Source organism: Streptomyces sp. NPDC048275 (assembly GCF_040652275.1).
Taxonomy (GTDB): Bacteria; Actinomycetota; Actinomycetes; order Streptomycetales; family Streptomycetaceae; genus Streptomyces.
This window is the reverse complement of record NZ_JBEZLR010000023.1, coordinates 61,118-85,528: the sequence shown is the minus strand read 5'-3', so window position 1 is coordinate 85,528 and position 24,411 is coordinate 61,118. Positions and strand designations below refer to the sequence as shown.

Here is a 24,411-nt window from a genome sequence, read left to right as displayed (position 1 = left end):
CGGCGAATTCGCTAGAGGGGAATTGCTGGGCCGAATCATTACGCTCCAGGTTCGGCTCATTGCCCCGCGTCACATCGGATAGGCGATTGTTTTGGCTGCCCGACAAACGGGAATCGTTTGTCCAGTGCTTCGGACAGCAGGCACGTCCGTGGGAGCTGGTCCGCCAGATCGCGGGTGTGTCCCCGACCGTTTTGTGCGCGCCCTCCCATGGGGACTGTCCAGTCGGCAACCCCTGAGGGAGTTGTGAGCACCATGCGCACCACGGTCCAAGCGAAGCGACACCCGCATGACGACGCCCCCGACACCGCCACCGAATTCGCACGACTCGCCGGCCTGCCCGACGGCCCCGAGCGACAGGCGCTGCGCGACGAACTGGTCCGGGCGTGGCTGCCCATGGCGGAACGCGTGGCCGGCCGGTATCGCGGCAAGGGTGAGTCCGTCGAAGACCTCACCCAGGTGGCGGCACTGGGCCTGGTGAAGGCCGTGGACCGGTACGATCCCGAGCGCGGCAATGCCTTCGAGAGCTACGCCATCCCGACCATCAACGGCGAGATCAAGCGCCACTTTCGCGACCACATGTGGATCCTGCACGTCCCGCGCAGCGTCCAGGAGGTGCGCAACAGGGTGCGCTCCGCACTCAGGGAGCTGTCGCAGACGACGCAGGGCCGACGACCCACTGTCGCCGAGATCGCCGCATACGCACACCTGAGCGAGGACGACGTACGCACCGGCGTCGAGGCCCTGGACAGCTTCGCCGCCCTCTCGCTGGACGCCGAGTTGCCCGGCGGAGACGACAACTGCGCACTGGCCGACGTCCTGGGCGCGGCGGACACCCGATTCGACTTGATCGTCGACCGCGAGGCGGTGAAACCGGCCCTGCGTGCGCTCCCCGAACGCGAGCGGACAATCCTCTACCTGCGCTACTTCCGGGGTATGACGCAGAGCCACATCGCGGAGCAGCTCGGCATCTCCCAGATGCACGTCTCCCGCCTGCTCAGCTCGTGCTGCGCCACGGTGCGTGAGCAGGTACTCGCAGACGCGGCTTAGGCCCTGTCGTCACATTCCCGCCTGCCTCGCGACGCCATGCACGCTCCCCCAAGCTCTTCGAGCAGGGGGGACCCCCACCCGCCGCAGCACGCACCTACGGCAGACATCAGCCGCTCCGCGGCGGGCGCGAGGCCCGCCCTCCAGGCGGACGACGGGAATGTGACGACAGCCCTTAGGGGCCGATCGGCGGTCGGCATTCCCAGCCGCCCGGCGAGTCACCTCGTCCGGGCTGCTGGGGGCGAGCTCACTGCCGAACCCTCCCGGGAGCGGTTGGCCAGCGTGCCGCCTCTTTCTGAACTACCAGGTTGGCTTCGATCCAAACCAAAGCCGCGGCTATGGCGTGGGCGGGCCGCCGGGTATTTGTGTGGGCCCGTATTTGTCGAGGGTGTCTTCCAGGACCGCGCGAACATCGGGTGGAAGATCTCCTCTCCGCCCCCATTCCAGAATCATTTCCGCGACAGTGCGCAGTTTGATATTGGTGTGCTGCGAGACTTCGCGCAGTACGGCCCATCCCTGGTCGGGCGTCACCCGGCCGAGCGCGACCATCATGCCGATTGCCTGGTCCACGGTGGCGTGCGAGGTGACGGCTTCCTTCAACTGGTCGACCTCTTCCCGCAGTTCGACAATCTGGTCCGTCGCCTCGGCAGGTGCGGTCGATTCCTCCGGGACCCCGCTCGGCTCGTCGTCTCCCGAGCGGATATCTGAGGTCATCGTCCCCTCCGGAGTCGGGATCCTGGCCGCCGGCAGTACACCGTCGTCCTTCGCGTTCCATCGTCGCCAATGGTCCGGGCGGTTGCCAGTGCGGCGCCGCGACACCCCGTACGGGCCACCAGAACGCGCCGACACCCGTCCGCCCCCGATGCAATGGACAGGTGACCGCGCCCCCGGACGACTGCCTCGCGCGCAACGAGTGGATCTGCGGTGAGTATCTGAGCACCCGCCGACAGATCCTCGTCGACGCCGTGGCCCAGCACCTCCAGTTGACCTCGATCGCGGTGCTCGTCGGCCTGGTCGTGGCCGTCCCGCTGGCAGTCCTCGGCCGCCGCTGGGGCTGGTCCGCGAGGCCGGTGCTGGCGGTGACCACGATCCTTTACACCATCCCGTCCCTGGCGATGTTCTCGCTGTTGCTGCCTGTGTACGGGCTCTCGGCCACCCTCGTCGTCGCGGGACTCGTCCTCTACTCGCTGACCCTCCTCGTGCGCAACGTCCTCGCGGGCCTGCGTGCCGTCCCCGAGGAGACCCGACAGGCCGCGCGCGGCATGGGCTACGGGCCCGTCCGGCTCCTGCTCACCGTCGAGCTCCCGCTCGCCCTGCCCGCCGCCATGGCCGGCCTGCGCATCGCCACCGTCTCGGCCATCTCGCTGGTGACGGTCGGCGCGATCGTCGGTTTCGGGGGACTCGGCAACCTCATCTATGCGGGCATGAACACCTACTTCAAGGCCCAGGTCCTCACCGCGTCCGTGCTGTGCGTGATCATCGCCGTGGCCGCGGATCTGCTGCTGCTCGGTGTGCAGTGGCTGATCACCCCGTGGGCCAGAGCGGCCCGCTCGTGAACGGCCTCGAATGAAGACGGTCACCGACGCGTGGGATTGGCTCACCGACCCGGCGCACTGGTCGGGCAGCGACGGCATCTGGCACCGCCTCGCCCAGCATGTCGTGCTGACCGCCGTCTGCCTGGTCGTCAGTTGTCTGATCGCGCTGCCGATCGCCCTCGTCCTCGGCCACCTCGGCAAGGGTGGCGCGCTCGCGGTCAACATCTCCAACATCGGACGCGCAGTCCCCACCTTCGCCGTCCTGGTCCTGCTGCTCCTCACCCCGCTCGGCAAGTTCGGCGAAGGCCCCACGGTCGTCGCGCTCGTGCTGTTCGCCGTGCCACCGCTGCTCACCAACGCGTACGTCGGCATGCGCGAGGTCGACCGCAGCGTGGTGCGGGCGGCGCGCGGGATGGGGATGACCGGGCGACAGATGTTGTTTCACGTGGAACTGCCCCTTTCGCTCCCCATGGTCATGAACGGCGTACGGATCGCCGCCGTGCAGCTCGTCGCGACCGCCACCATCGCCGCGCTCGCGGGCGGTGGCGGGCTCGGCCGGATCATCACCGCGGGCTTCAATCTGGCGAGCACCCCGCAAGTCGTCGCCGGCGCCGTCCTGGTCGCCGTATTCGCGCTGATCGTCGAGGGGATCTTCGAGGTCGCCGAACGTCTGGCGCCGCGCTGGAGCGGGCTCTCACGATGAGACGACAGGCCGTCGTCGCCAGTGTCGCCGTGCTTCTGCTCACCGGCTGCACCACCGGCCCGTCCCTGGAGAACCGCGGAGCGGTCACCGCACCGCCCGGCGACAGCAAGCAGCTGACCATCGGCTCGGCCGGATTCACCGAGAGCGACCTGCTGGCCCAGATGTACGCGCTGCTGCTGGACCAGGCCGGATACCGGACGTCCATGCTGACCGTCGCCAACCGCGAACTCTACGAACCCGCCCTGGAATCGGGTCAGATCGATGTCGTCCCGGAGTACGCGGCCACCTTCGCCGACTGGTTGAACGCCAAGACCAACGGCGTCGACGCCCCGCCCGTCGGCTCGCCCGACCTGGACGCCACGATGGCCGCTCTGCGCAAGCTGGCCGCGCCCCGCGGCCTCACGGTGCTCGACCCCGGCAGGGCCGTCGACCAGAATGCCTTTGCCGTGACCGAGGCGTACGCCCGTGAGCATCACCTCAAGACGCTCAGCGACCTCGGCCGGTCCGGCCTGGGGGTGCGGCTCGCCGCGGGCGACGAATGCGTCCAACGGCCTTATTGCGAACCGGGATTGAAGAAGACGTACGGCATCGACATCACCGCCGTCGACCCGAAGGGCGTCGGCACCACACAGGCGAAGCGGGCCGTGCAGAGCGGTCAGGACCAGATGGTGCTGACCACGACGACGGACGCGACCCTGGACGAATTCGGACTTGTGCTGCTCGCCGACGACAAACACCTGCAGAATGCCGACTACATCGTGCCCGTCGTCAACCGCTCGCGCGCCGGCGGCGAGGGCGTCACCAAGGCGCTCGGCAAGCTCAACGACGTACTCACGACCGCGGACCTGGCGTCGATGAACCAGCAGGTGGACAGCTGGCGGCGGCTGCCCGAGGACGTGGCGCGGACGTATCTGCAGGAAAAGGGGCTGCTGAAGTGACAGGTCCGCGGCACTGTGCTCGCCGGCCCGCCGCCGTCAGCCGTTCCCGTACGGCGGTCAGCACCGGGTCGTTCTCCGCGCCCGCCCGGACCGCCGCGAAGACATGACGAGTGGGCGGCGGTCCTTCGGGGGCGCGCAGGACCAGGCCGGGGCGGTGCAGCGGCTGCAGCAGACGGGGTACGAGCGCCACACCCGCCCCTGCCTCGACGAGTGCGGCGAGCGACTGCCAGTCGTTGACCGCGTGCCGTATCTCCGGGGTGAAGCCGCCGGCCGCGCAGACGGATCGTGTCACCGCACCGCAGCAGCTGCGCGCGTCCCCGACGATCCAGGGATCGGCGGCCAGTTCCCGCAGCGGGATCCGGTCCAGAGCGGCAAGGCGGTGGCCGGCGGGCAGCGCGATGTCGAGGACGTCGACGAGCAGATCGGTCCGCGCATAGCGCCGATCCGTGAACGGCGGCGCCGCGGCGAAGTCCACGGCCACCGCCACATCGATCTCACCCGCGTCGAGCCGGGTGAACAGGTCCGGCGGCTCGGCCTCCACCACCGCGATCCCGATGTCGGGACGCTGCTCGGCCAGCTCCACCAGCGCGGCGGGCAGCAGCCCGGAAATCGCGCTGGAGAAGGCCCCGATGGTCACGGCGCCGCGCTCCCCGAGCCCCCAGGCCGCGAGATCGGCGCGGGCCCGCTCCAGCTGGGCGGCGATCACATCCGCGTGCTGGAGCACGACCCGCGCCTGCCCGGTGAGCCGGACCCCCCGCCCCTGCCGCTCGACCAGCGGTACCCCCAGCTCCCGCGAGAGCGCGGCCAGTTGCTGTGACACCGCGGAGGGCGTCAGATGCATGGCCTCGGCGGTCTTCGCCAGGCTGCCCCGGCGGTCCAGCTCGCGCAGGGCACCGAGACGGCGCAGATCGATACTGAAGGTGCCGCTTACCGGTTCCATGAAAAAACACTAACTGGACCGTGAGGACTGCAGGACCCAAGATCACTGTCATGACCTCGCACTCGCCTTCCTTCCTGATCCTGCACGGCTGGCAGAACCACCGGCCGCAAGGCCACTGGCAGCACTGGCTCGCGGACGAACTGACCGCCCGCGGCCACACCGTGACCTACCCACAGCTCCCCGACCCCGACCACCCGCGACTGGACGTCTGGCTCGACCGACTCCGCGCCCACCTCGACGCACCGCAGCCCGAGCGGGTGGTCGTCTGCCACAGCCTTGCCGTCCCGCTGTGGCTGCATGCCGTGGCCCGCGGCACGGCACGGGCCGACCGGGTCCTGCTGGTCACACCGCCGTCCGAGCAGGTCATCGCCGGTTATGAGGACATCGCCGGTTTCGGCCGGCCCGGCGCCACCGCGGCGCAGCTACGAGCCGCAGCGGGCGTGAGCAGGCTGGTGGCCACGGACGACGACCCGTACTGCCCGGCCGGCGCGGCCAAGGAGTACGGCGTACCACTCGGCCTCGACACCGACATCGTCCCCGGCGGCGCCCACCTGGACCTGGACGCGGGCTACGGTTCCTGGCCGTCGGTCCTCGACTGGTGCCTCGACCCCGAGGTGCGCATCTCCGGGCGTACGCCGACCGCCTGACGGCGCCCTGTAAGGGGCGCGGGGCTGCGACGTGTGCGGCTGCGCCGCGCGGGCGCGCCCAGCCACAAACAGCCCGCAGTGTTCCAGCGGCCCGCCCTGCCCCCCAACCGGCGGAGCGCCTACGCATCGGCCACCGAGTCGAACGACACCTGCCCCCGGGGCACGCCCAACGCGTCAGCGTCCACGGAGCGGCGCAGCGCCTCGTGCAGCTTCGCCGGGGTCAGTACGCCGAGGAAGCGCGCACCGTCCAGCACCGCGACCCAGCCCGCGTCGTGCTGGAGCATCACGCCGAAGGCCTGTTTCAAGGGGGCGCCCACCGGAACCCAGGAGTTCATCCGGTGGGCCAGTTCACCGACCAAGCCGCCCGCCTCCAGTGCGCCGACCCCGACCCAGCCGTGCAGATCGCCCTCGGCGTCCAGGACGACGGCCCAGCGCGCGCTCTCCGCGTACAGCCGGGCGGCGGCCCGCTCGGCCGGCTCCGACAGGCGGGCGATGGGCGGCTGCTCCAGGTCGTCGGGCTGGATCTCGGTGACCGACAGTCGCTTCAGCCCACGGTCGGCGCCCACGAACTCGGCGACGTACGGCGTGGCCGGGGTACCCAGCACCGCCCCCGGTGTGTCGAACTGCTCGATGCGCCCCTGCCCGTACACCGCGATGCGGTCGCCGAGCCGCACCGCCTCCTCGATGTCATGCGTGACCAGCAGCACCGTCTTGCGCACGGCCTCCTGCATCCGCAGGAACTCGTCCTGCAACTGCTCCCGGACCACCGGGTCCACCGCTCCGAAGGGCTCGTCCATGAGCAGTACGGGCGGGTCGGCGGCCAGCGCCCGCGCCACGCCGACCCGCTGCCGCTGGCCGCCCGAGAGCTGGTCCGGATAGCGCGATCCGTACGTCCTCGGGTCCAGACCCACCAGATCGAGCAGTTCGGCGGCGCGTGCCCGGGCCTTCGTCTTCTTCCAGCCGACGAGCGAGGGCACCGTCGCCGTGTTGTCGAGGATCGTCCGGTGCGGGAACAACCCCACCTGCTGGATGACGTAACCGATCCGCCGCCGCAGCCGCACCGGATCGACCATGGCGACGTCCTCGCCGTTCACGAGGATCCGGCCCGACGTCGGCTCGATCAGCCGGTTCACCATCATCATGGTCGTCGTCTTGCCGCAGCCCGACGGGCCGACGAGCGTGACGAGTTCGCCCTCGGCGACCTCGAAGGAGAGGCCGTCCACGGCCGTCGTGCCGTCCGGGTAGCGCTTGGTGACCTGCTCGAACCGGATCATTCCCTCACGCTAACCGTGGCGGTCACGCTCCGCTCATCAGCCTGGTACCGCTCACCGCTGAATGAAGGCGTCCGCTTTTGAAATGTTGACACCCCTGTCCCGGGTACCCGGCGTCGACTTCCTCGGTTCGGAGGGCGGCACCGCCCCCTGCCGGCTTCCGTCGGGTGCCTACGAGGTGACCTCGGCGCTCGGCTGACCGCTGACCAGCACCACCTCCAGGGTGCGTGGGCCGTGTACCCCCTCGACCCGGTCGAGCTCGATGTCGCTGGTCGCCGAAGGACCGGAGATCCAGGTCAGCGGGCGGGTCGGGTCGAGGCGCTCCAGGGCCTGGGGTACGGAGGCGACGACCTGGTCGGGGACGCGGACCACACAGATGTGGTGATCGGGGACCAGGGTGATGCGACGGCGGCCCTGATCGGGGCCGCCGTCCAGCACGAGGGTGCCGGTCTCGGCGATCGCCAGGGCGCAGGCGGTGACGACGCTGTCGACCCGGTCCAGTTCGTGCGAGGTGCTGTCGAGCCGGTCCGGCACGCGTGTTACGTCCTCGGCCGCAGTGAGCCATGCCTCGTCGATACCCGGCGGTAGGACCACCGACGTCGAGCCGTGCGCGGCCAGCAGCCCGGCGATCGTCGCCGCCAGCTCGGCCGCCTCGCAGCGGTGCACGATCGCCCGGTAGTCCGCCAGGTTCTCCGCCAGCAGATCCACCGTCTCCTCGACACTCCGCGCACCGTGTTCGCGCAGATAACTCCGCTGAACGGCCTGCTCGTACGGCGTGTCGTCGTCGCGTGGCACATCGGCGAGCGCGCGCCGCACCCGGCCCAGGATCAGTTCCCTGCTGCTCACTTGGTGATGTCCTTTCCGCCCTGCGTACGCTGCCACCAGTCGCGGAACGGCTCCGCGGGCACTGTCGGCAGATCACGGGTCTCGCTCCATGCCTTGCCCGGACCGGGCATCGTCCGCGGATGGAAGCGGCGCGTCCGGGACGCGAGCCGCTGGCCGGTGCGCAGTGCGCCGGGGTGGCTGAACGCCCACCGAGCGACCCGCATCGCCGCTCGCTCGGCCGCGTGCCCCTTCGCGGGCTTGAGTACGACCTTGTTGCCCTGTCGCGTCACCTGGCCGCCCTCGGCGACCCGCTCCCGCAGGTGGACCAGGACTTCCGGGATGTCGATGGCGACCGGGCAGACCTCGTAGCAGGCGCCGCAGAGCGAGGAGGCGTAAGGGAGCGAGGCGTCGATCTCGCTTCCGGTGCCCCGGAGCTGGGGGCTGAGGATGGCGCCGATCGGGCCGGGGTAGACCGAGCCGTACGCGTGGCCGCCCGCCCGCTCGTACACCGGGCAGACGTTGAGACACGCCGAGCAGCGGATGCAGCGCAGGGCCTGGCGGCCGACCTCGTCGGCGAGCGTGTCGGTGCGGCCGTTGTCGATGAGGACCAGGTGGAAGGTCTGGGGGCCGTCGGCTGTCTCGGAGTCTGTGGTTCCCGTCCACATGGAGGTGTACGGGTTCATCCGCTCGGCCGTCGAGGAGCGGGGGAGGGTCTGCAGGAAGACCTCCAGGTCCCGCCAGGTCGGCACGATCTTCTCGATGCCGACGACCGAGATCAGCGTCTCGGGGAGGGTCAGGCACATCCGGCCGTTGCCCTCGGACTCCACCACCATCAGCGTGCCGGTCTCGGCGACCATGAAATTGGCCCCGGAGATGCCGACCTTGGCGCGCAGGAACTTCTCGCGCAGGTGCAGCCGGGCCGCTTCGGCCAGTTCGGCGGGCGTGTCGGTGAGGCCCTCGGGGGCCGGGCGGCCCCACTCGCTCATCTCGCGCGCGAAGATGTCACGGATCTCGCCCCGGTTGCGGTGGATGGCGGGGACGAGGATGTGCGAGGGGCGGTCCTTGCCCAACTGCACGATGAGTTCGGCGAGATCGGTCTCGTAGGCGTGGATGCCCGCCGCCTCGAGGGCTTCGTTGAGGCCGATCTCCTGCGTGGCCATGGACTTGACCTTGACGACCTCCGTCTCGCCGGTCATCTTCACCAGCTCCGTGACGATCCGGTTCGCCTCGTCGGCGTCGGCCGCCCAGTGCACGACGCCCCCGGCCGCCGTGACCGACTCCTCCAACTGCACGAGGTAGCGGTCGAGATGACGGAGCGTGTGGTCCTTGATCTGTTTGCCCGCCTCGCGCAGGGCGGCCCAGTCGTCGAGTTCGGCGACCGCGGTGGCGCGCTTGGCGCGGATCGTGTGGGTCGCGTGGCGCAGATTGCCGCGCAGGGTCGGGTTGTTGACCGCCTCGTGGGCGGCCACGGGGAAGGCCGGCATGCCGACGAAGGTCCCGCTGCTCATGCGCTCGGCTCCTCTTCCGTGCTCGCCAGGATCTCCGCGATGTGCACCGGCCGCATGTCCGTCTCCAGCCGGGCCATCGTGCCGCCGATGTGCATGAGACAGGAGTTGTCGGCGGCGCACAGCACGTCTGCGCCCGTCGACTCGGCGTTGCGCACCTTGTCGGCGCCCATCGCCGCCGAGACATCGGGGTTCTTGACGGCGAAGGTACCGCCGAAGCCGCAGCACTCGTCCGCGCCGGGCAACTCGCGCAGCTCAAGTCCCTTGACGGCCTGGAGCAGCCGGCGCGGCCGGTCACCGAGACCCAGGCTGCGCAGGCCGTGACAGGTGGGGTGGTACGTCACCGTGCGCGGGTAGTACGCGCCTACGTCCGTCACGCCGAGCACATCCACCAGGAACTCGGTGAGCTCGTACGTCTTCGGCACGACCGGGGCGAGCGTGGCCGCAAGGGTGTCCCCGCGGCCCTCCGCCCGCGCCCGCTCGCCCATCCGCGGATACAGCTCCCGCACCATCGCGCCGCACGACCCGGAAGGCGTCACGATCGCCTCGTACTCACCGAAGACATCGGAGAAATTCCGGGCCAGCGGCTCGGCCTCGTGCCGGTACCCGGTGTTGTAGTGCGCCTGCCCGCAACACGTCTGGGCCATCGGGAAGTCGACCTCGACGCCCAGTCTGGTCAGCAGTTTCACCACGGCGCGGCCAGTGTCCGGATAGAGCGTGTCGTTGACACAGGTCAGGAACAGGGCGACACGCATCGCGGCTCCTTGGGATCGGTCATCGGATGGGTGCAGAGTACGCGGCGGGCAGGTGACACGGGAGTCCCCGCTCACGGACGAGTGAGGCGGTCCTCGGCCGCGCGCCATGCCGCAGCGTCGCCCTGGGGCTCGTACCGCCGCAAGGGCTGCGTACGGGCGAGGAGTCGCCGCATCGACGTACGGTCGCCGACGAGGCCGTGGGCCCGGGCCTGCACGAGGACGTTGCCCAGTGCCGCCGCCTCCGCCGGGCCCGCCACCACCGGCAGACCGCAGGCGTCGGCGGTCAGTTGGCAGAGCAGGGCGTTTCGGGTGCCGCCGCCGACGATGTGCACGACGTCGACCGGGTGGTCGGCGAGGGACTCGGCTTCGCGGATCGCCCTGCGATGGGCGAGTGCGAGGGAGTCGAGGATGCAGCGGGTGATCTCGGCGCGGGACTCGGGCACGGGCTGCCCCGCCCTGCGGCAGGCGTCGGCGATCCGGGCCGGCATCCGGCCGGGGGCCAGGAAGGCCGCGTCGCCCGCGTCCACCACGGACCGCAGCGGCGCGACCTCGGCGGCGGACCGCAGCAGTTCCTCCAGGTCGGGGTGCCCCCATGCGCGTACGCACTCCTGGAGCAGCCACAGACCCATGATGTTCCGCAGATAGCGGACCGTGTCGTCAAGGCCCAGTTCATTGGTGAAGTTGGCCGCGCGACTCGCCTCCGTGAGGACCGGCGCGTCCAGTTCCAGGCCGGCCAGGGACCAGGTGCCGGTGCAGATGTAGGCGAAGCGCTCGCCGACGGCGGGGACGGCGGCCACCGCGGAGGCGGTGTCGTGCGAGCCGACGGTCGTCACCGGGACCGGGCCCCTCAGCCCGGTCTCCTCCAGGACGTGCGGGTGCAGCAGACCGGCCGGGTCGCCCGGCCGGCGCAGCGGCGCGAACAGCTTCAGGTCGACGCCGAGCCGGTCCGCGAGGTCGTACGACCAGTCGCGGGTGCGCGGGTCGATCAGCTGGGTGGTCGAGGCGTTGGTGAGCTCCGTGCCCGGCTCGCCCGTGAGCCAGTACGTCAGCAGATCGGGGATCAACAACAGCCGTTCGGCGGCGGCGAGTTGAGCCGTCGAGCGGGCTGCCGTCAGCTGGTACAGGGTGTTGAAGGGCGCGTACTGGAGCCCGGTCGCCGCGTACAGCTCGGCGGCGGGCACAGTGGCCCACACCTTCTCCGCGACACCCTCCGTGCGGGCGTCGCGGTAGTGCACCGGGTTGCCCAGCAGCGCTCCGTCGGCGTCCAGCAGGCCGTAGTCCACGGCCCAGCTGTCGATGCCGACGGAGTCGACCTGCCCGGCCGCCCGCAGCCCGTCGAGGACCCCCGCGTACAGCGCGAGGATGTCCCAGCGCAGTCCTTCGGGGACGCGGACGGGCCGGTTCGGGAAGCGGTGCGCCTCCGTCAGATCCAGTGTGTCGGGGCCGACGCGGCCGACCATGACGCGCCCGCTGGACGCGCCGAGGTCGACCGCGGCGAAGGTGTTGAGGTGCTCGCTCATCGCAGGAATGCCGCCGCGACACCGGCGTCGACCGGGACGTGCAGACCGGTGGTGTGCGTGAGGTCCCCGCCCGTGAGGGCGAACACCGCGTTCGCGACGTGCTCGGGCAGCACCTCCCGCTTGAGGATGGTCCGCTGGGCGTAGAACTCGCCGAGCTTCTCCTCCTCGATGCCGTAGGTGGCCGCGCGCTGTGCGCCCCAACCGCCCGCGAAGATGCCCGAGCCGCGCACCACCCCGTCCGGGTTCACACCGTTGACCCGGATGCCGTGCTCGCCCAACTCGGCGGCGAGAAGCCGGACTTGATGTGCCTGGTCGGCCTTGGTCGCGGAGTAGGCGATGTTGTTCGGGCCGGCGAACACCGCGTTCTTGGACGCGATGTAGATGACGTCGCCGCCCAGCCTCTGCTGGATCATCACCCGGGCCGCCTCGCGCGAGACGAGGAAGGAGCCGCGGGCCATGATGTCGTGCTGGAGGTCCCAGTCCTTCGCGGTGGTCTCCAGCAGCGGCTTGGAGATGGAGATACCCGCGTTGTTGACGACCAGGTCGACGCCGCCGAACGCGAGCACCGCCGCCTTGAAGGCCTCGGCGATCTGCTCCTCGGAGGTCACGTCGACGGTGACGGCGACGGCCTTGTCGGGACCGCCCAGCGCCTCGGCGACCCCGGCGGCGTTCTCCGCGTTCAGGTCCGCGATCACCACGCACGCGCCCTCGGCCACCAGCCGCTCGGCGATCGCCTTGCCGATGCCGCTGCCCGCGCCCGTCACCAGCGCCACCCGGGTGGCGAGCGGCTTCGGCTTCGGCATCCGCTGGAGCTTGGCCTCCTCCAGGGCCCAGTACTCGATGCGGAACTTCTCCGACTCCTCGATCGGCGCGTACGCCGAGACGGCCTCGGCGCCCCGCATCACATTGATCGCGTTGACGTAGAACTCGCCGGCCACGCGTGCGGTCTGCTTGTCCTTGCCGAAGGAGAACATGCCGACACCGGGCACCAGCACGATCGCCGGGTCCGCGCCGCGCATCGCGGGGGAGTCGGCGTCGGCGTGCCGCTGGTAGTAGGCCGCGTACTCCTCGCGGTACTCCGCGTGCAGCTCCTTCAGCCGGGCGATCGCCTCGTCCAGGCCGACGGACGGCGGCAGGTCGAGGACGAGCGGCCTGACCTTCGTCCGCAGGAAGTGGTCGGGGCAGGAGGTGCCGAGGGCGGCGAGGCGCGGGTGCCCGGCGCTCGCCAGGAAGTCGAGGACGACGTCGGAATCGGTGAAGTGGCCGACCTGCGGACGGTCCTGGGAGGCGAGGGCGCGGATGTACGGCGCCAGCGCCGCGGCCCGGTCCCGGCGCGCACCCTCGGGCAGCGCCTGGTACCCCTCGACGACCGGCCCGAACGGCTCGCCCTTCCCGCGCTCGGCGAGGAAGGCTTCCGCGGTGCGGATGATGTGCAGCGAGTTGCGCTCGCACTCCTCGGCCGTGTCGCCCCACGCCGTGATGCCGTGGCCGCCGAGGACACAGCCGATCGCCCGCGGGTTGGCCTCCTTGACCGCCGCGATGTCCAGCCCGAGCTGGAAGCCGGGCCGGCGCCACGGCACCCACACCACGCTGTCGCCGAAACACTCGGCCGTCAGCTTCTCGCCGTCCGCCGCGCAGGCCAGCGCGATACCGGAATCGGGGTGCAGGTGGTCGACGTGGGCCGCGTCCACCAGTCCGTGCATCGCCGTGTCGATGGACGGGGCCGCGCCTCCCTTGCCGTGCAGGCAGTAGTCGAACGCGGCGACCATCTCGTCCTCGCGCTCGACGCCCGGGTAGACCTCCGTCATCGCCCGCAGCCGGTCCAGGCGGAGCACGGCGAGCCCGGACTCGGTCAGCGTGCCGAGGTCGCCCCCCGACCCCTTGACCCACATCAGCTCGACGTCACCGCCGGTCACGGGGTCGGTGTCGGTGCCCTTCGCGGAGGTGTTGCCGCCCGCGTAGTTCGTGTTGCGCGGATCAGCACCAAGCCGGTGCGACCGGGCCAGCAGGGCGGCGGCTTCGGGATGGGTTGCCATGCGTGATCAATCCTTACGTGAAAAATGGAGAGGAGGGTGAGGTGAGCACCCCTTCAGGGGCGCGGGGCTGTGACATCTTGCGGCTTCGCCGCGTGGGCGCGACCAGCCACCTGCGGCCCGCAGCCCGGTGCCGGCCCAACCCGACAGACGCGAGGCAGCCGCTACGCTCCCCACCCCGCCTGCTGCCCACCGACCCGCTCCTCAGCGATCTTCGCCGCCCACCCGGACCGGTGATACGCGGCAACCGGGTCCGGGTCCAGCCCCAGCTCGGCGCGCACCTCACCCAGCAGCGGCCGCACATCCGTGTTGTACGCGTCCATCACCACCGCGTTGGCGGCGAGCACGTCACCGGCCCGCTGCGCCTTGGCGAGGGCAGAGCGATCCACGAGGAGAGCCTTGGCCGTGGCCTCCTGGACGTTCATCACCGAGCGGATGATCGCCGGGATCTTCGCCTCGATGTTGTGGCACTGGTCGAGCATGAAGGCGACCTCCGGCGCGAAGCCGCCGCCGCGGATCACCTCGTACATGATCCGGAAGAGCTGGAAGGGATCGGCGGCGCCCACCATGAGGTCGTCGTCGGCGTAGAAGCGGGAGTTGAAGTCGAAGCCGCCGAGCTTCCCCTCGCGCAGCAGCGTGGCGACGATGAACTCGATGTTGGTGCCGGGGGCGTGGTGGCCGGTGTCGACGACGACCTGCGCCTTGGGGCCGAGCTTGAGGCAGTGCGCGTACGCGGTGCCCCAGTCCGGGACGTCCGTCGTGTAGAAGGCGGGCTCGAAGAACTTGTACTCCAGCAGCATCCGCTGGTCGTCCCCGAGCCGCTCGTAGACCTGGGCGAGTCCTTCGGCGAGACGGTCCTGGCGCTCGCGGATGTCGTCCTGCCCGGGATAGTTCGTGCCGTCGGCGAACCAGAGCTTCAGGTCCTTCGAACCCGTCGCGTCCATGATGTCGACGCACTCGAACAGGTGATCAAGGGCCTTGCGGCGCACGGTCGCGTCCGGGTGGCAGATGCTGCCCAGCTTGTAGTCGTCGTCCTGGAAAGTATTGGAGTTGATCGTGCCCAGCTGCAGGCCGCGCTCCTCGGCGTACTTGGCCAGCGCCCCATAGTCGTCGACCTTGTCCCAGGGGATGTGCAGAGCGACGGTCGGCGCGGCACCCGTATAAGCGTGCACCTGGGCGGCGTCGTCCAGCTTCTCGCGCGGGTTGCGCGGGACTCCGGGCTGCGCGAACACCTTGAAGCGGGTTCCCGAGTTCCCGTACGCCCACGACGGCGTCTCTACTGCCTGGGTCTTGAGGGCGGTCTTCACCGCGGCAAGCTCGGTCACTTCAGGGCTCCTCTGACAAGTCTTCTGAAACGATTCAGACGGGCTGAAGCTATGAGCCCCTAGAAGGGCTGTCAACCCCCCTGGACGAAGACCGCTCTCCGTGACTCGGTTGCTACCTCTCACTATCGAAAATTTCGACTCGGACCCATTGACGTGACCTGTGCGACCTGTCTAACGTCCCGGCAACCTAGTTGAAACCTTTCACGACGTCGTGAGGCTTCTTTGCCCGCGCCGTTGAGGAGCCCCCATGACCCACCGGTCCGACGCGGGTCCGGCCCCCGTACTGGCGCTCGAGGACATCTCCAAGTCCTTCGGCGCGGTACGCGCCCTGCGGGACGTGTCCCTGGAGCTGTTCCCCGGCGAAGTGCACGCACTCGCGGGCGAGAACGGCGCGGGCAAGTCGACCCTCATCAAGACGCTCGCCGGCGTGCACCGACCGGACGCCGGTCGGGTGCTGCTGGACGGCGAGCCCACCGTCTTCCACGGTCCCGCCGACGCCCGGGACGCGGGCATCGCGGTGATCTACCAGGAGCCCACGCTCTTCCCCGACCTGTCGATCGCCGAGAACATCTTCATGGGCCGCCAGCCCCGGCGCGCCCTCGGCCGTATCGACCACAAGGCCACCCACGAGGCGACCGCCGCGCTGATGAAGCGACTCGGCGTCGAACTCGACCCCGACCGGCCGGCGCGTGGGCTGTCCATCGCCGACCAGCAGATCGTCGAGATCGCCAAGGCGCTCTCCTTCGACGCCCGCGTCCTGATCATGGACGAGCCGACCGCCGCTCTGACCGGCAGCGAGGTGGCCCGACTCTTCGGAGTCGTCCGCACCCTGCGCGAGCAGGGCTCGGCGGTGCTGTTCATCTCGCACCGCCTGGAGGAGATCTTCCAGATCTGCCAGCGCGTCACGACCCTGCGCGACGGCGCCTGGATCTCCAGCGAGCCCCTCGATGGAATGACCGAGGACGACCTGGTACGCCGGATGGTCGGCCGCGACCTCGACGAGCTCTACCCCAAGCAGGACGTCGAGGCCGGCGAGGTCGCCCTGAGCGTGCGCCGTCTGACCCGCGAGGGCGTTTTCACCGATGTCTCCTTCGACGTACGGCGCGGCGAGATCGTCGGTCTCGCCGGCCTCGTCGGCGCGGGGCGTACCGAGGTCGCCCGAGCAGTCTTCGGAGTCGACCGCTGGGACGCGGGCGGGGTGGAGGTCGACGGCAAGGCGCTCACGAACGGGGCGCCGTCCACGGCCATGGCCGCCGGGCTCGCCCTCGTCCCCGAGGACCGACGCGCCCAGGGCCTGGTGATGGACATGTCCATCGAGCGCAATATCGGGCTCACCGGGCTTCGGACGACGGTCAAGGCGGGCCTGATGGACCGGGGCGCCGAGCGCAGCCGCTCCCTCGACTGGGCGGTCAAGCTGCAGGTGAAGTACGCCCGGATCGCCGACACCGTGTCGACTCTGTCCGGCGGCAATCAGCAGAAGGTCGTCCTCGCCAAGTGGCTCGCCACCGGCCCCAAGGTACTGATCGTCGACGAGCCGACCCGTGGCATCGACGTCGGTACGAAGGCCGAAGTGCACCGACTGCTCAGCGAGTTGGCCTCCGACGGCGTGGCCGTCCTGATGATCTCCTCCGATCTGCCCGAGATCCTCGGCATGGCGGACCGCGTGCTGGTGATGCACGAGGGCCGGCTCACCGCCGAGATCCCACGCTCCGAAGCCACCGAGGAATCCGTGATGGCCGCCGCCACCGGGAGGGCCGCCGCATGACGGTGACCGCGCCCAACCCCGCCCCCGCCGCCGAAGTGCCCAGGTCGAACGGCACCCGGCTGGTCGACCGCGTCTTCAAGATGCGCGAACTCGCCATCCTGGTCGTCTTCCTGGTGATGATCGCCATCACCCAGATGGGCAACAGCGAGTTCCTTTCCGAGCAGGGCATCAAGGACCTGCTGCTGAACGCGACCATCCTGGTGCTCGTTGCCACCGGCCAGTCCCTGGTCGTGATCACCCGGAACGTCGACCTGTCGGTCGGCTCCACGCTCGGCATCAGCGCCTTCGCGGCCGGCATCTATCTGCAGGACGGCGGAAACCCCGTCGTCGCGGTGTTCCTCGCGGTGCTGCTCGGCATCGGCTGCGGACTGGTCAACGGGCTGCTCGTCAGCCTCGGCCAGGTGCCCGCACTCGTCGTCACCCTCGGCACGCTCTACATCATCCGCGGCATCGACTCCATCTGGGTCGGCTCCCGCCAGATCACCGCGGCCGACCTCCCCGGCGGCTTCGTCGACTTCGGCTCCGGCGGCATCTCGGCGATCCCGTATCTCGCCCTGATCGCGCTGGCCGTGCTGCTGGTCACCGCGTACTACCTCAAGCACTTCGGCAGCGGCCGCGAGCTGTACGCGCTGGGCTCCAACCCGGAGGCCGCACGGCTCGCCGGGATCCCCGTCCGCAAGCGGATCCTGACCGCGTACATCGTCTGCGGCGGCCTCGCCGGACTCGCGGGCGCGCTGTACCTCGCCCGGTTCGGCAACGTCGACTCGAGCACCGGAAACGGCTACGAACTGACCGTCGTCAGCGCGGTGGTGGTCGGCGGTGTCGTCTTCACCGGTGGCTCCGGCAGCGTCTACGGCGCCGCGCTCGGCGCGCTGCTGCTCACCTCCATCAACAGCGTGCTGCCCGCCCTCGGCGTCAGCTCCGTGTGGGTGCTCGCCATCAACGGCATCCTGCTCCTCCTCGCCATCGCCGTCGACCGGGTCGTCGCGCTGCGCGTGGCCTCCGCCCTGAAGAAGAGGAACGCCCGCCATGGCTGACTCGCCTCTCGCGCGCGCCGTCCGCTGGGACACGGTGGTCGGCGCCCTCCTCCTCGTCCTGCTGCTGTTCTCCTTCGGGTTCGTGGACGGCTTCGGCAACGCCCTCAACCTGTCGTTCCTGATCGGCAACACGCTGCCCATCGCGCTGATCGCCCTGCCGATGACCCTGCTCGTGGTGTCCGGCGAGATCGACCTGTCGGTCGCGTCCACGGCCGGTCTGTCCGGGGCGGTGATGGGCGCCCTGTGGAACCAGGGCATGTCGATCGAGACGATCATCCCGCTGTGCCTGCTCCTCGGCGTGGTGTGCGGGCTCGTCAACGGCCTGCTGGTGACCCGGCTCGGCCTGCCGTCGCTCGCCGTCACCATCGGCACGCTCGCCGCCTACCGAGGCATCGCGCAGATCGTGCTCGGCTCGGACGCGGTCACCGACTTCCCCACCCAGTACCTGGACTTCGCGGCCGGACGCATCGGCGACACCTTCATCCCGCAGGCGTTCCTGCCCTTCCTCGTGCTGCTCGCCATCGCGGTGGTCGTCCTGCACGCCACCCCGTTCGGGCGCTCGGCGTTCGCGGTCGGCGCCAACGAGGAGGCCGCACGGTTCGCCGGCATCCGGGTCAAGCGGCAGAAACTGCTCCTGTTCGTCGCCACCGGCTTCATGGCCTCGCTCACCGGCATCTTCTGGGCCCTGCACTACGCCAGCGCCCGCTTCGACAACGCCACCGGGCTCGAACTCTCCGTCATCGCGGCCGTCCTCCTCGGCGGCATCGACTTCGACGGCGGCAAGGGCACGCTCGGCGGCGCCATCGCGGGAGTCTTCCTGCTCGGCGCGGCGCAGAACGTGATGAGCCTCCAGGACGTCTCCGCCCAGTCGCAGATCGTCGTCACCGGCGTTCTGCTCGTCGTCTCCGTGCTCGGCCCCCGGGTCGCGCGGCAGATCTCCATAGCGAGGGCGGGCCGCAGAGCCGCCTCGACTCCAGCCTCGTAACCGTTCCGCTCACCCTCATAAGGAATCCACGTCATGCGCCAGTCCTCGATCCGTCGTAGCTGTGCGGCGCTCGCCGCCGTCACCTCCCTCGCCCTGGCCGTCACCGCCTGCGGCGGCACCACCAAGAAGGACGTCAAGAGCGAGAGCGGCTCGAACGCGACCGCCGGCAAGGCCGACCCGAAGGCGGCCACCAAGAAGGGCCTGACGGTCGGCTTCCTGCCCAAGCAGGTCAACAACCCGTACTTCACCTCCGCGGACAAGGGCGGCGAGAAGGCCCTCAAGGAACTGGGCTCCAGCTACAAGGAGGTCGGCCCGAGCAGCGCCACCGACACCAGCAGCCAGGTGTCGTACGTCAACACGCTCACCCAGCAGCAGGTCGACGCGATGGCGGTCTCCGCACAGGACCCGGGTGCCCTGTGCACCGCGCTCAAGCAGGCCATGACGAACGACATCAAGGTCGTCACCTACGACTCCGACACCAAGCCCGAGTGCCGCAACGCCTTCGTCTCGCAGGCCAGCGCCGAGGACCTGGGCCGCACCGAGGTGCAGCTGCTCGCCGAACAGATCGGCTACAAGGGCGAGATCGCGATCCTGTCCGCCGCGCAGACCGCCACGAACCAGAACACCTGGATCGACTTCATGAAGGACGAGCTCAAGGACGCGAAGTACAAGGACATCAAGCTGGTCAAGGTCGCGTACGGCAACGACGACGCCCAGCAGTCCTTCCAGCAGACCCAGGGCCTGCTCCAGGAGTTCCCGAACCTGAAGGGGATCATCTCCCCGACCACCGTCGGCATCAAGGCCGCCGCCCAGTACCTGTCCGGCTCCAAGTACAAGGGCAAGGTCAAGCTGACCGGCCTCGGCACCCCCAACGACATGCGCAAGTACGTCAAGAACGGCACCGTCGACGCCTTCGAGCTGTGGGACCCGGCGAAGCTCGGCGAGTTGGCCGCGCGTACGGCGGTGGCGCTGTCCTCGGGGCAGATCAGCGGCAAGGAGGGCGAGAGCTTCGAGGCCGGTGCCATGGGCTCCTTCACCATAGGCAAGGACGGCGTGATCAACCTGGGCAAGCCGACCGTCTTCAAGGCCGAGAACATCGACCAGTTCGACTTCTGATCCGTCTCACGCGGGAGCGGTACTTCATGCAGCGCGTCTGTTTTCTTCTCAAGGTCCGGCAGGACCGGCTCGTGGAGTACCGCGAGAGGCACGCGGCCGTGTGGCCCGAGATGCTCGCAGCTCTCTCGGCCACCGGCTGGCACAACTACTCGCTCTTCCTGCGTGACGACGGACTGCTCGTCGGCTATCTGGAGACCGAGGACTTCACGGCGGCCCAGGCCGCCATGGAGGCCACCGACGTCAACGCCCGCTGGCAGGCCGAGATGGCACCCTTCTTCGAATCCCTGGACGGTGCCCGGCCCGACGAGGCCATGAAGCCCCTCACGGAAGTCTTCCATCTCGCCTGACTCCCTCGCCCGATTCCCCTGCCCGAACCAGGAGCTCCGCACATGAGACGACGCACGTTGTTGGCGACGGCCCTGCTCACCACCGTGGCGGCCCCGGGCACGGCACGGGCGGCCGACCCGGGCCCCTCGGTGACCCGTACCGGCAGCACCCGACTGGACGCCCAGGCCGTGTACTTCGTGTCGTACGACGGCCTGGTCAACAACAACGCGTTCCAGAAGAACGGTCTGCTCACGTACAAGGGCCACCAGTACGCCGTCTGGTACACCGCCGACCGCAGCGCGGTCGTCGCCCGCCGTGCGCTCGGCGCGTCAAGCTGGTCGACGGTCACCCTCGGCCACAAGCTCAAGAGCGACGACTCGCACAACGTGATCTCCATGGGCGTGTCGAAGACCGACGGCCGGCTGCACCTCAACATGGACTCCCACAGCGACGGCTTCTTCTACGTGAAGTCGGTGGCGGGGCTGCTCGACAACGCCGCCTCGACAGCCTGGACCTCCGCGGTCTTCGGCGCCGTACAGACGAGCCTCGACGGGCTCGCGCTCACCACGCAGTTCACCTACCCGCAGTTCGTCTCGACACCGGAGGGCAAGCTCCAGCTCAGCTATCGGGTCGCCATCTCCGGAAACGGGCGCAACGCCCTCGCGGAGTACGACGGTTCGTCCTGGACCGCTCTCGGGGAGTGGTCCAGTTCGACCGGCACGTACACCAGCGAGCACGGCTCCAGCACCGCCCGCAACATGTACCTGCACGGCATCGACTACGACGTCAACGGTCGGCTGCACTCCTTCTTCACCTGGCGCGAGCAGTCGGCCGCGGTGATGTGCAACGGCGGTGGCATCACCAATCACGACACCGGCTACGTCTACTCGACCGACCGCGGCCGCACCTGGCGCAACGACGCGGGCACTCTCGTCGGCACCACCGGCGGCTCCGACAAGGTGGCCGTCACCGACCCCGGACTCGTCGTCGACCCCCTCAACCCCGACCACTCCCTGATGAACCAGGAAAGCCAGGCCACCGACTCCACCGGGCTGCCGCACGCGATCATCAGCTATGTGCCCGGCCGCTTCGGCCAGTGCACGACCAACTACGTCACCGACCGGACGACCAACGGCCGCGCCTTCCACCTCCGCAAGAACGCCTCCGGCAGCTGGACGAAGACCGAGATCCCCATCGCGCTGAACTCCAGCCAGCGCACCAAGCTGATCCTGGACAAGTACGACAACGTCTACGCGATCATGCCCTTCGGCCGGATAGCCGCCGCCTCGAAGTCGTCCGGGTACACCGACTGGAAGCTCCTGTACGACGGCAGCGGCCTCAACGCGTTCGGCGAGGTCGTGATCGACGAGACACGCGTCCCGCAAGACGGGACGCTGTCGATCATGTACCAGGAGAAGTCCAGCGGGACGACACCCTCGGCGCTCCAAGTCGTCGACTTCAAGCTGCCGTCATGAACGACTTCGTACTGCCGTCTGACCATCGATGTCGGCGGGCGCGCGGGTAATGTGAAGGCCCGCCCACCACTACTTGTCCCCCTGGAGGTTTCCGCCCGATGGCCCAGTCGGTGGGTATCAAGGACGTCGCCCGCGTCGCCGGAGTCTCCGTGGGCACGGTGTCGAACGTCATCAACCGCCCGGACAGCGTCGCCTCCGAGACCCGGGCGCGCGTCCTGTCGGCCATAGACCGGCTCGGTTACGTCCGCAGCGAGTCCGCGCGCCAGCTGCGGGCCGGGCGCAGCCGGATCATGGGCCTGCTCGTCCTCGACATGGGCAACCCGTTCTTCGTGGACGTGGCCCGCGGCGCCGAGCGCGCCGCACGGGACGCCGGGCTCGGTGTGATGGTCTGCAACAGCGCGCAGAGCGCCGGCGAGGAGGCCGACTATCTGTCGCTCTTCGCCGAACAGCGGGTGCGCGGAGTGCTCCTCACACCGGCCGACGCCACGGGGCGCAACATCGAGACGTTCCGCCGCAACGGCATCCCCTTCGTGCTGGTCGACCGGGTCGCCGACGGCACCACCGAGTGCTCGGTCTCCGTCGACGACGTGGCGGGCGGCGCGCTGGCCGTACGCCATCTCGTGGATGCCGGCCACCGGTCGATCGCGTACGTCAGCGGGCCGCCCGGCCTGAACCAGGTCAGCGACCGCCGGGCGGGCGCGCTGAACGCCCTGGCGGAGGCCGGGCTGCCGCCGAGCGCGCTGCGAGAGCTGCCCACCGAGCGTCTCGACGTGGCCGCGGGACGCGACGCGGGCGCCCGGCTCCTCGGCCTCGCCGAGCGCCCGACCGCCGTCTTCTGCGCCAACGACCTGCTCGCGCTCGGCGTCCTGCAGGCCATGTACGCGGCGGGGGTCGGCGTCCCCGACGACCTCGCGATCGTCGGCTACGACGACATCGAGTTCGCCGCCGCGGCGGCCGTCCCGCTCACCTCCGTACGCCAGCCCGCCATGACCATGGGTGCCCTCGCCGCCGAACTGCTGCTGGAGGAGACGGAGGCCGAGACGGCGTCCACGCCGCACGAGCACCAGCGGGTGGTGCTCCAGCCCGAGCTGGTGGTGCGCCGCTCCAGCTTGTCGGCGCGCTGAGTCACCACTCACGCGCTGAGTCACCATTCAGTACGGTTTTCTTGATCCCCGGGCGCGGCGCCTCCGGGATCATGTGTTCAACTGGGACGGAGCCTGGAATCCGTACGTCTCGGGAGCCCTGTTGACCGTCAGCTACCGCCAGCCCGGTGTCGTCCTCACCGACCACCGCTTCAGTGTGCCCCTCGACCACGACGACCCGGCGGGGGAGAGCATCGAGCTGTTCGCACGCGAGGCCGTCGCGAGCGAGAAGGCGCACCAGGACCTCCCCTGGCTGGTCTACCTCCAGGGCGGCCCCGGCTTCGGCGCCAACCGTTTCGTCGGCAAGCAGGCCTGGCTCGGCCGGGCGCTGAAGGAGTTCCGGGTGCTGCTGCTCGACCAGCGCGGCACCGGGCACTCCACGCCCGCCAACCGTCAGACCCTGCCGCTGCGCGGCGGCCCGCGCGCACAGGCCGACTACCTCACGCACTTCCGCGCCGACTCCATCGTCCGCGACTGCGAGGCCATCCGCCCCGGGCTCACCGGCGGCGACCCCTGGACCGTACTCGGCCAGAGCTTCGGCGGTTTCTGCACGGTGAACTACCTTTCGACGGCCCCGGAGGGCCTGCGCGCGGCCCTGATCACCGGGGGACTGCCCGCACTGGACGCGCACGCGGACGACGTCTACCGGGCCGCGTATCCCCGTATCGAACGCAAGGTCGCCGCACACTACGCGCGTTACCCGCAGGACGTGGAGCGCGCCCGGCAGATCGCCGAGTACCTCGTGCGGCACGAGCCCGTCCTGCCCGGCGGCTACCGGCTCACCGTCGAGGCCTTCCAGTCCCTCGGCATCCTCCTCGGCGGCAGCGAGGGCAGCCACCGCCTGCACTACCTCCTCGAGGAGGCCTTCGTCCGCACCCCGCAGGGCCAGGCACTGTCCGACGCCTTCCAGGAGGAGGTGCAAGGACTCCTGTCGTACGCAGGTCACCCGCTGTACGCACTGGTCCACGAGGCGATCTACGGCCAGGACGACCGGCCCACCGCCTGGTCCGCGGAGCGGGTGCGGGCCGAGTTCCCGCAGTTCGACGCGGCCAAGACGCTCACCGACGACGGACCGCTGCTGTTCACCGGCGAGTCCGTGCACCCCTGGATGTTCGACACCGATCCGGCGCTGCGCCCCCTGCGCGAGACTGCCGAGGAACTGGCCTCGCGCACGGACTGGCGGCCGCTCTACGACCCCGCCCGTCTCGCCGCCAACAAGGTCCCGGTGGCCGCGGCCGTGTACCACGACGACATGTACGTCGACACGGAGCACGCCCTGCGGACCGCCCGCACCATCGGCGGTCTGCGGACCTGGGTGACCGACGAGTTCGAGCACGACGGCGTACGGGCCGGGGGACCGCGGGTCCTGGACCGGCTGCTGGCGCTGACGCGCGACGAGGTCTGAACCCTAGGCCCTGTCGTCAAATTCGCGTCGTCCGCCCGGAGGGCGGGCCTCGTGGCGTCAGGTGCGTGCTCTCGGCGTGCCGGGCGCAGACCCTCGTACTGGTTGTACGTGGGTCTGC

22 protein-coding genes are annotated in these 24,411 nt (G+C 69.9%); 13 read left to right on the top strand and 9 right to left on the bottom strand.

The features are described from left to right. The first annotated feature begins 252 nt into the window (after window positions 1-252). Window positions 253-1,047, top strand: coding sequence for a SigB/SigF/SigG family RNA polymerase sigma factor (locus AB0D57_RS16630; RefSeq protein ID WP_362072340.1), 795 nt, complete (start codon window positions 253-255; stop codon window positions 1,045-1,047). A gap of 333 nt (window positions 1,048-1,380) precedes the next feature. Here AB0D57_RS16630 and AB0D57_RS16625 read toward each other — a convergent pair whose 3' ends face one another. Beyond that, window positions 1,381-1,758, bottom strand: coding sequence for an ANTAR domain-containing protein (locus AB0D57_RS16625; RefSeq protein ID WP_362072338.1), 378 nt, complete (start codon window positions 1,756-1,758; stop codon window positions 1,381-1,383). Window positions 1,759-1,919: 161 nt separating this feature from the next. On the opposite strand from AB0D57_RS16625, the gene AB0D57_RS16620 reads away from it, so the two are divergent. Genes AB0D57_RS16620 through AB0D57_RS16610 form a run of 3 tightly spaced genes read left to right on the top strand, consistent with a single transcriptional unit; the run spans window position 1,920 to window position 4,220 of the window. Next, window positions 1,920-2,600, top strand: a complete 681-nt coding sequence (locus AB0D57_RS16620) for an ABC transporter permease (RefSeq protein WP_362072336.1) — start codon at window positions 1,920-1,922, stop codon at window positions 2,598-2,600. Between the two features lie 10 nt (window positions 2,601-2,610). Next, window positions 2,611-3,282: an ABC transporter permease gene (locus AB0D57_RS16615; protein ID WP_362072334.1), complete on the top strand. Its 672-nt coding sequence runs from the start codon at window positions 2,611-2,613 to the stop codon at window positions 3,280-3,282. Beyond that, on the top strand, window positions 3,279-4,220 hold the full coding sequence (locus tag AB0D57_RS16610) for an ABC transporter substrate-binding protein (RefSeq protein WP_362072332.1): 942 nt from the start codon (window positions 3,279-3,281) through the stop codon (window positions 4,218-4,220). Before AB0D57_RS16615 ends, AB0D57_RS16610 begins: the two co-directional genes overlap by 4 nt. Here the strand turns inward: AB0D57_RS16610 and AB0D57_RS16605 are convergent. Continuing rightward, the gene (locus AB0D57_RS16605) at window positions 4,114-5,160 is read right to left on the bottom strand and encodes a LysR family transcriptional regulator (RefSeq protein WP_362072330.1); all 1,047 of its coding nucleotides are present in this window, start codon (window positions 5,158-5,160) and stop codon (window positions 4,114-4,116) included. The two genes, AB0D57_RS16610 and AB0D57_RS16605, sit on opposite strands and share 107 nt — an antisense overlap. Before the next feature lie 50 nt (window positions 5,161-5,210). On the opposite strand from AB0D57_RS16605, the gene AB0D57_RS16600 reads away from it, so the two are divergent. Next, window positions 5,211-5,807 carry an alpha/beta hydrolase gene (locus AB0D57_RS16600; RefSeq protein ID WP_362072327.1) on the top strand — a complete coding sequence of 199 codons (597 nt, stop codon included), beginning with the start codon at window positions 5,211-5,213 and terminating at the stop codon, window positions 5,805-5,807. 119 nt (window positions 5,808-5,926) lie between these two features. Here AB0D57_RS16600 and AB0D57_RS16595 read toward each other — a convergent pair whose 3' ends face one another. The 7 genes from AB0D57_RS16595 to rhaI all read right to left on the bottom strand — a co-directional run bounded on the left by AB0D57_RS16595 (window position 5,927) and on the right by rhaI (window position 15,041). Continuing rightward, window positions 5,927-7,081, bottom strand: a complete 1,155-nt coding sequence (locus tag AB0D57_RS16595) for a betaine/proline/choline family ABC transporter ATP-binding protein (protein WP_362072325.1) — start codon at window positions 7,079-7,081, stop codon at window positions 5,927-5,929. A gap of 168 nt (window positions 7,082-7,249) precedes the next feature. Further along, on the bottom strand, window positions 7,250-7,924 hold the full coding sequence (locus tag AB0D57_RS16590; RefSeq protein WP_362072323.1) for a lactate utilization protein C: 675 nt from the start codon (window positions 7,922-7,924) through the stop codon (window positions 7,250-7,252). Further along, window positions 7,921-9,411, bottom strand: a complete 1,491-nt coding sequence (locus tag AB0D57_RS16585; protein ID WP_362072321.1) for a LutB/LldF family L-lactate oxidation iron-sulfur protein — start codon at window positions 9,409-9,411, stop codon at window positions 7,921-7,923. The genes AB0D57_RS16590 and AB0D57_RS16585 overlap by 4 nt, the downstream gene beginning before the upstream one ends. After that, the gene (locus AB0D57_RS16580) at window positions 9,408-10,163 is read right to left on the bottom strand and encodes a (Fe-S)-binding protein (RefSeq protein WP_362072319.1); all 756 of its coding nucleotides are present in this window, start codon (window positions 10,161-10,163) and stop codon (window positions 9,408-9,410) included. The genes AB0D57_RS16585 and AB0D57_RS16580 overlap by 4 nt, the downstream gene beginning before the upstream one ends. Window positions 10,164-10,234: 71 nt before the next feature. Beyond that, window positions 10,235-11,683 carry a rhamnulokinase family protein gene (locus AB0D57_RS16575; RefSeq protein ID WP_362072317.1) on the bottom strand — a complete coding sequence of 483 codons (1,449 nt, stop codon included), beginning with the start codon at window positions 11,681-11,683 and terminating at the stop codon, window positions 10,235-10,237. Beyond that, a complete protein-coding gene (locus AB0D57_RS16570) occupies window positions 11,680-13,719 on the bottom strand; it encodes a bifunctional aldolase/short-chain dehydrogenase (RefSeq protein ID WP_362072315.1) in 2,040 nt (679 codons plus the stop codon). The genes AB0D57_RS16575 and AB0D57_RS16570 overlap by 4 nt, the downstream gene beginning before the upstream one ends. A gap of 161 nt (window positions 13,720-13,880) precedes the next feature. Beyond that, on the bottom strand, window positions 13,881-15,041 hold the full coding sequence (rhaI, locus tag AB0D57_RS16565) for an L-rhamnose isomerase (protein ID WP_362072313.1): 1,161 nt from the start codon (window positions 15,039-15,041) through the stop codon (window positions 13,881-13,883). Window positions 15,042-15,288: 247 nt separating this feature from the next. On the opposite strand from rhaI, the gene AB0D57_RS16560 reads away from it, so the two are divergent. The 8 genes from AB0D57_RS16560 to AB0D57_RS16525 all read left to right on the top strand — a co-directional run bounded on the left by AB0D57_RS16560 (window position 15,289) and on the right by AB0D57_RS16525 (window position 24,293). Continuing rightward, window positions 15,289-16,806 carry a sugar ABC transporter ATP-binding protein gene (locus AB0D57_RS16560; RefSeq protein ID WP_362072311.1) on the top strand — a complete coding sequence of 506 codons (1,518 nt, stop codon included), beginning with the start codon at window positions 15,289-15,291 and terminating at the stop codon, window positions 16,804-16,806. Next, entirely contained in the window at window positions 16,803-17,843 is a 1,041-nt protein-coding gene (locus AB0D57_RS16555) for an ABC transporter permease (RefSeq protein WP_362072309.1), read from the top strand. The genes AB0D57_RS16560 and AB0D57_RS16555 overlap by 4 nt, the downstream gene beginning before the upstream one ends. Further along, window positions 17,836-18,828, top strand: coding sequence for an ABC transporter permease (locus AB0D57_RS16550; RefSeq protein WP_362072307.1), 993 nt, complete (start codon window positions 17,836-17,838; stop codon window positions 18,826-18,828). Before AB0D57_RS16555 ends, AB0D57_RS16550 begins: the two co-directional genes overlap by 8 nt. A gap of 33 nt (window positions 18,829-18,861) precedes the next feature. Further along, window positions 18,862-19,944: a rhamnose ABC transporter substrate-binding protein gene (gene rhaS, locus AB0D57_RS16545; RefSeq protein WP_362072305.1), complete on the top strand. Its 1,083-nt coding sequence runs from the start codon at window positions 18,862-18,864 to the stop codon at window positions 19,942-19,944. A 26-nt stretch (window positions 19,945-19,970) separates the two neighbouring features. After that, entirely contained in the window at window positions 19,971-20,291 is a 321-nt protein-coding gene (locus AB0D57_RS16540) for an L-rhamnose mutarotase (protein ID WP_362072303.1), read from the top strand. Window positions 20,292-20,333: 42 nt separating this feature from the next. Continuing rightward, window positions 20,334-21,746, top strand: coding sequence for a BNR repeat-containing protein (locus AB0D57_RS16535; protein ID WP_362072301.1), 1,413 nt, complete (start codon window positions 20,334-20,336; stop codon window positions 21,744-21,746). Between the two features lie 98 nt (window positions 21,747-21,844). After that, on the top strand, window positions 21,845-22,870 hold the full coding sequence (locus tag AB0D57_RS16530; RefSeq protein ID WP_362072299.1) for a LacI family DNA-binding transcriptional regulator: 1,026 nt from the start codon (window positions 21,845-21,847) through the stop codon (window positions 22,868-22,870). A gap of 121 nt (window positions 22,871-22,991) precedes the next feature. After that, window positions 22,992-24,293, top strand: a complete 1,302-nt coding sequence (locus tag AB0D57_RS16525) for an alpha/beta fold hydrolase (protein WP_362072297.1) — start codon at window positions 22,992-22,994, stop codon at window positions 24,291-24,293. Window positions 24,294-24,411 lie beyond the last annotated feature (118 nt).

Excerpts from the sequence above, each read along its gene's own strand:
- AB0D57_RS16580 (WP_362072319.1), bottom strand. The coding sequence starts at position 10,163 with ATGCGTGTCGCCCTGTTCCTGACCTGTGTCAACGACACGCTCTATCCG.
- AB0D57_RS16625 (WP_362072338.1), bottom strand. The coding sequence starts at position 1,758 with ATGACCTCAGATATCCGCTCGGGAGACGACGAGCCGAGCGGGGTCCCG.
- AB0D57_RS16615 (WP_362072334.1), top strand. The coding sequence starts at position 2,611 with ATGAAGACGGTCACCGACGCGTGGGATTGGCTCACCGACCCGGCGCAC.
- AB0D57_RS16585 (WP_362072321.1), bottom strand. The coding sequence starts at position 9,411 with ATGAGCAGCGGGACCTTCGTCGGCATGCCGGCCTTCCCCGTGGCCGCC.
- AB0D57_RS16530 (WP_362072299.1), top strand. The coding sequence starts at position 21,845 with ATGGCCCAGTCGGTGGGTATCAAGGACGTCGCCCGCGTCGCCGGAGTC.
- AB0D57_RS16605 (WP_362072330.1), bottom strand. The coding sequence starts at position 5,160 with ATGGAACCGGTAAGCGGCACCTTCAGTATCGATCTGCGCCGTCTCGGT.
- AB0D57_RS16555 (WP_362072309.1), top strand. The coding sequence starts at position 16,803 with ATGACGGTGACCGCGCCCAACCCCGCCCCCGCCGCCGAAGTGCCCAGG.
- AB0D57_RS16595 (WP_362072325.1), bottom strand. The coding sequence starts at position 7,081 with ATGATCCGGTTCGAGCAGGTCACCAAGCGCTACCCGGACGGCACGACG.
- AB0D57_RS16560 (WP_362072311.1), top strand. The coding sequence starts at position 15,289 with ATGACCCACCGGTCCGACGCGGGTCCGGCCCCCGTACTGGCGCTCGAG.
- AB0D57_RS16610 (WP_362072332.1), top strand. The coding sequence starts at position 3,279 with ATGAGACGACAGGCCGTCGTCGCCAGTGTCGCCGTGCTTCTGCTCACC.
- AB0D57_RS16540 (WP_362072303.1), top strand. The coding sequence starts at position 19,971 with ATGCAGCGCGTCTGTTTTCTTCTCAAGGTCCGGCAGGACCGGCTCGTG.
- AB0D57_RS16575 (WP_362072317.1), bottom strand. The coding sequence starts at position 11,683 with ATGAGCGAGCACCTCAACACCTTCGCCGCGGTCGACCTCGGCGCGTCC.
- AB0D57_RS16535 (WP_362072301.1), top strand. The coding sequence starts at position 20,334 with ATGAGACGACGCACGTTGTTGGCGACGGCCCTGCTCACCACCGTGGCG.
- AB0D57_RS16600 (WP_362072327.1), top strand. The coding sequence starts at position 5,211 with ATGACCTCGCACTCGCCTTCCTTCCTGATCCTGCACGGCTGGCAGAAC.
- rhaS (WP_362072305.1), top strand. The coding sequence starts at position 18,862 with ATGCGCCAGTCCTCGATCCGTCGTAGCTGTGCGGCGCTCGCCGCCGTC.
- AB0D57_RS16630 (WP_362072340.1), top strand. The coding sequence starts at position 253 with ATGCGCACCACGGTCCAAGCGAAGCGACACCCGCATGACGACGCCCCC.
- AB0D57_RS16570 (WP_362072315.1), bottom strand. The coding sequence starts at position 13,719 with ATGGCAACCCATCCCGAAGCCGCCGCCCTGCTGGCCCGGTCGCACCGG.
- AB0D57_RS16550 (WP_362072307.1), top strand. The coding sequence starts at position 17,836 with ATGGCTGACTCGCCTCTCGCGCGCGCCGTCCGCTGGGACACGGTGGTC.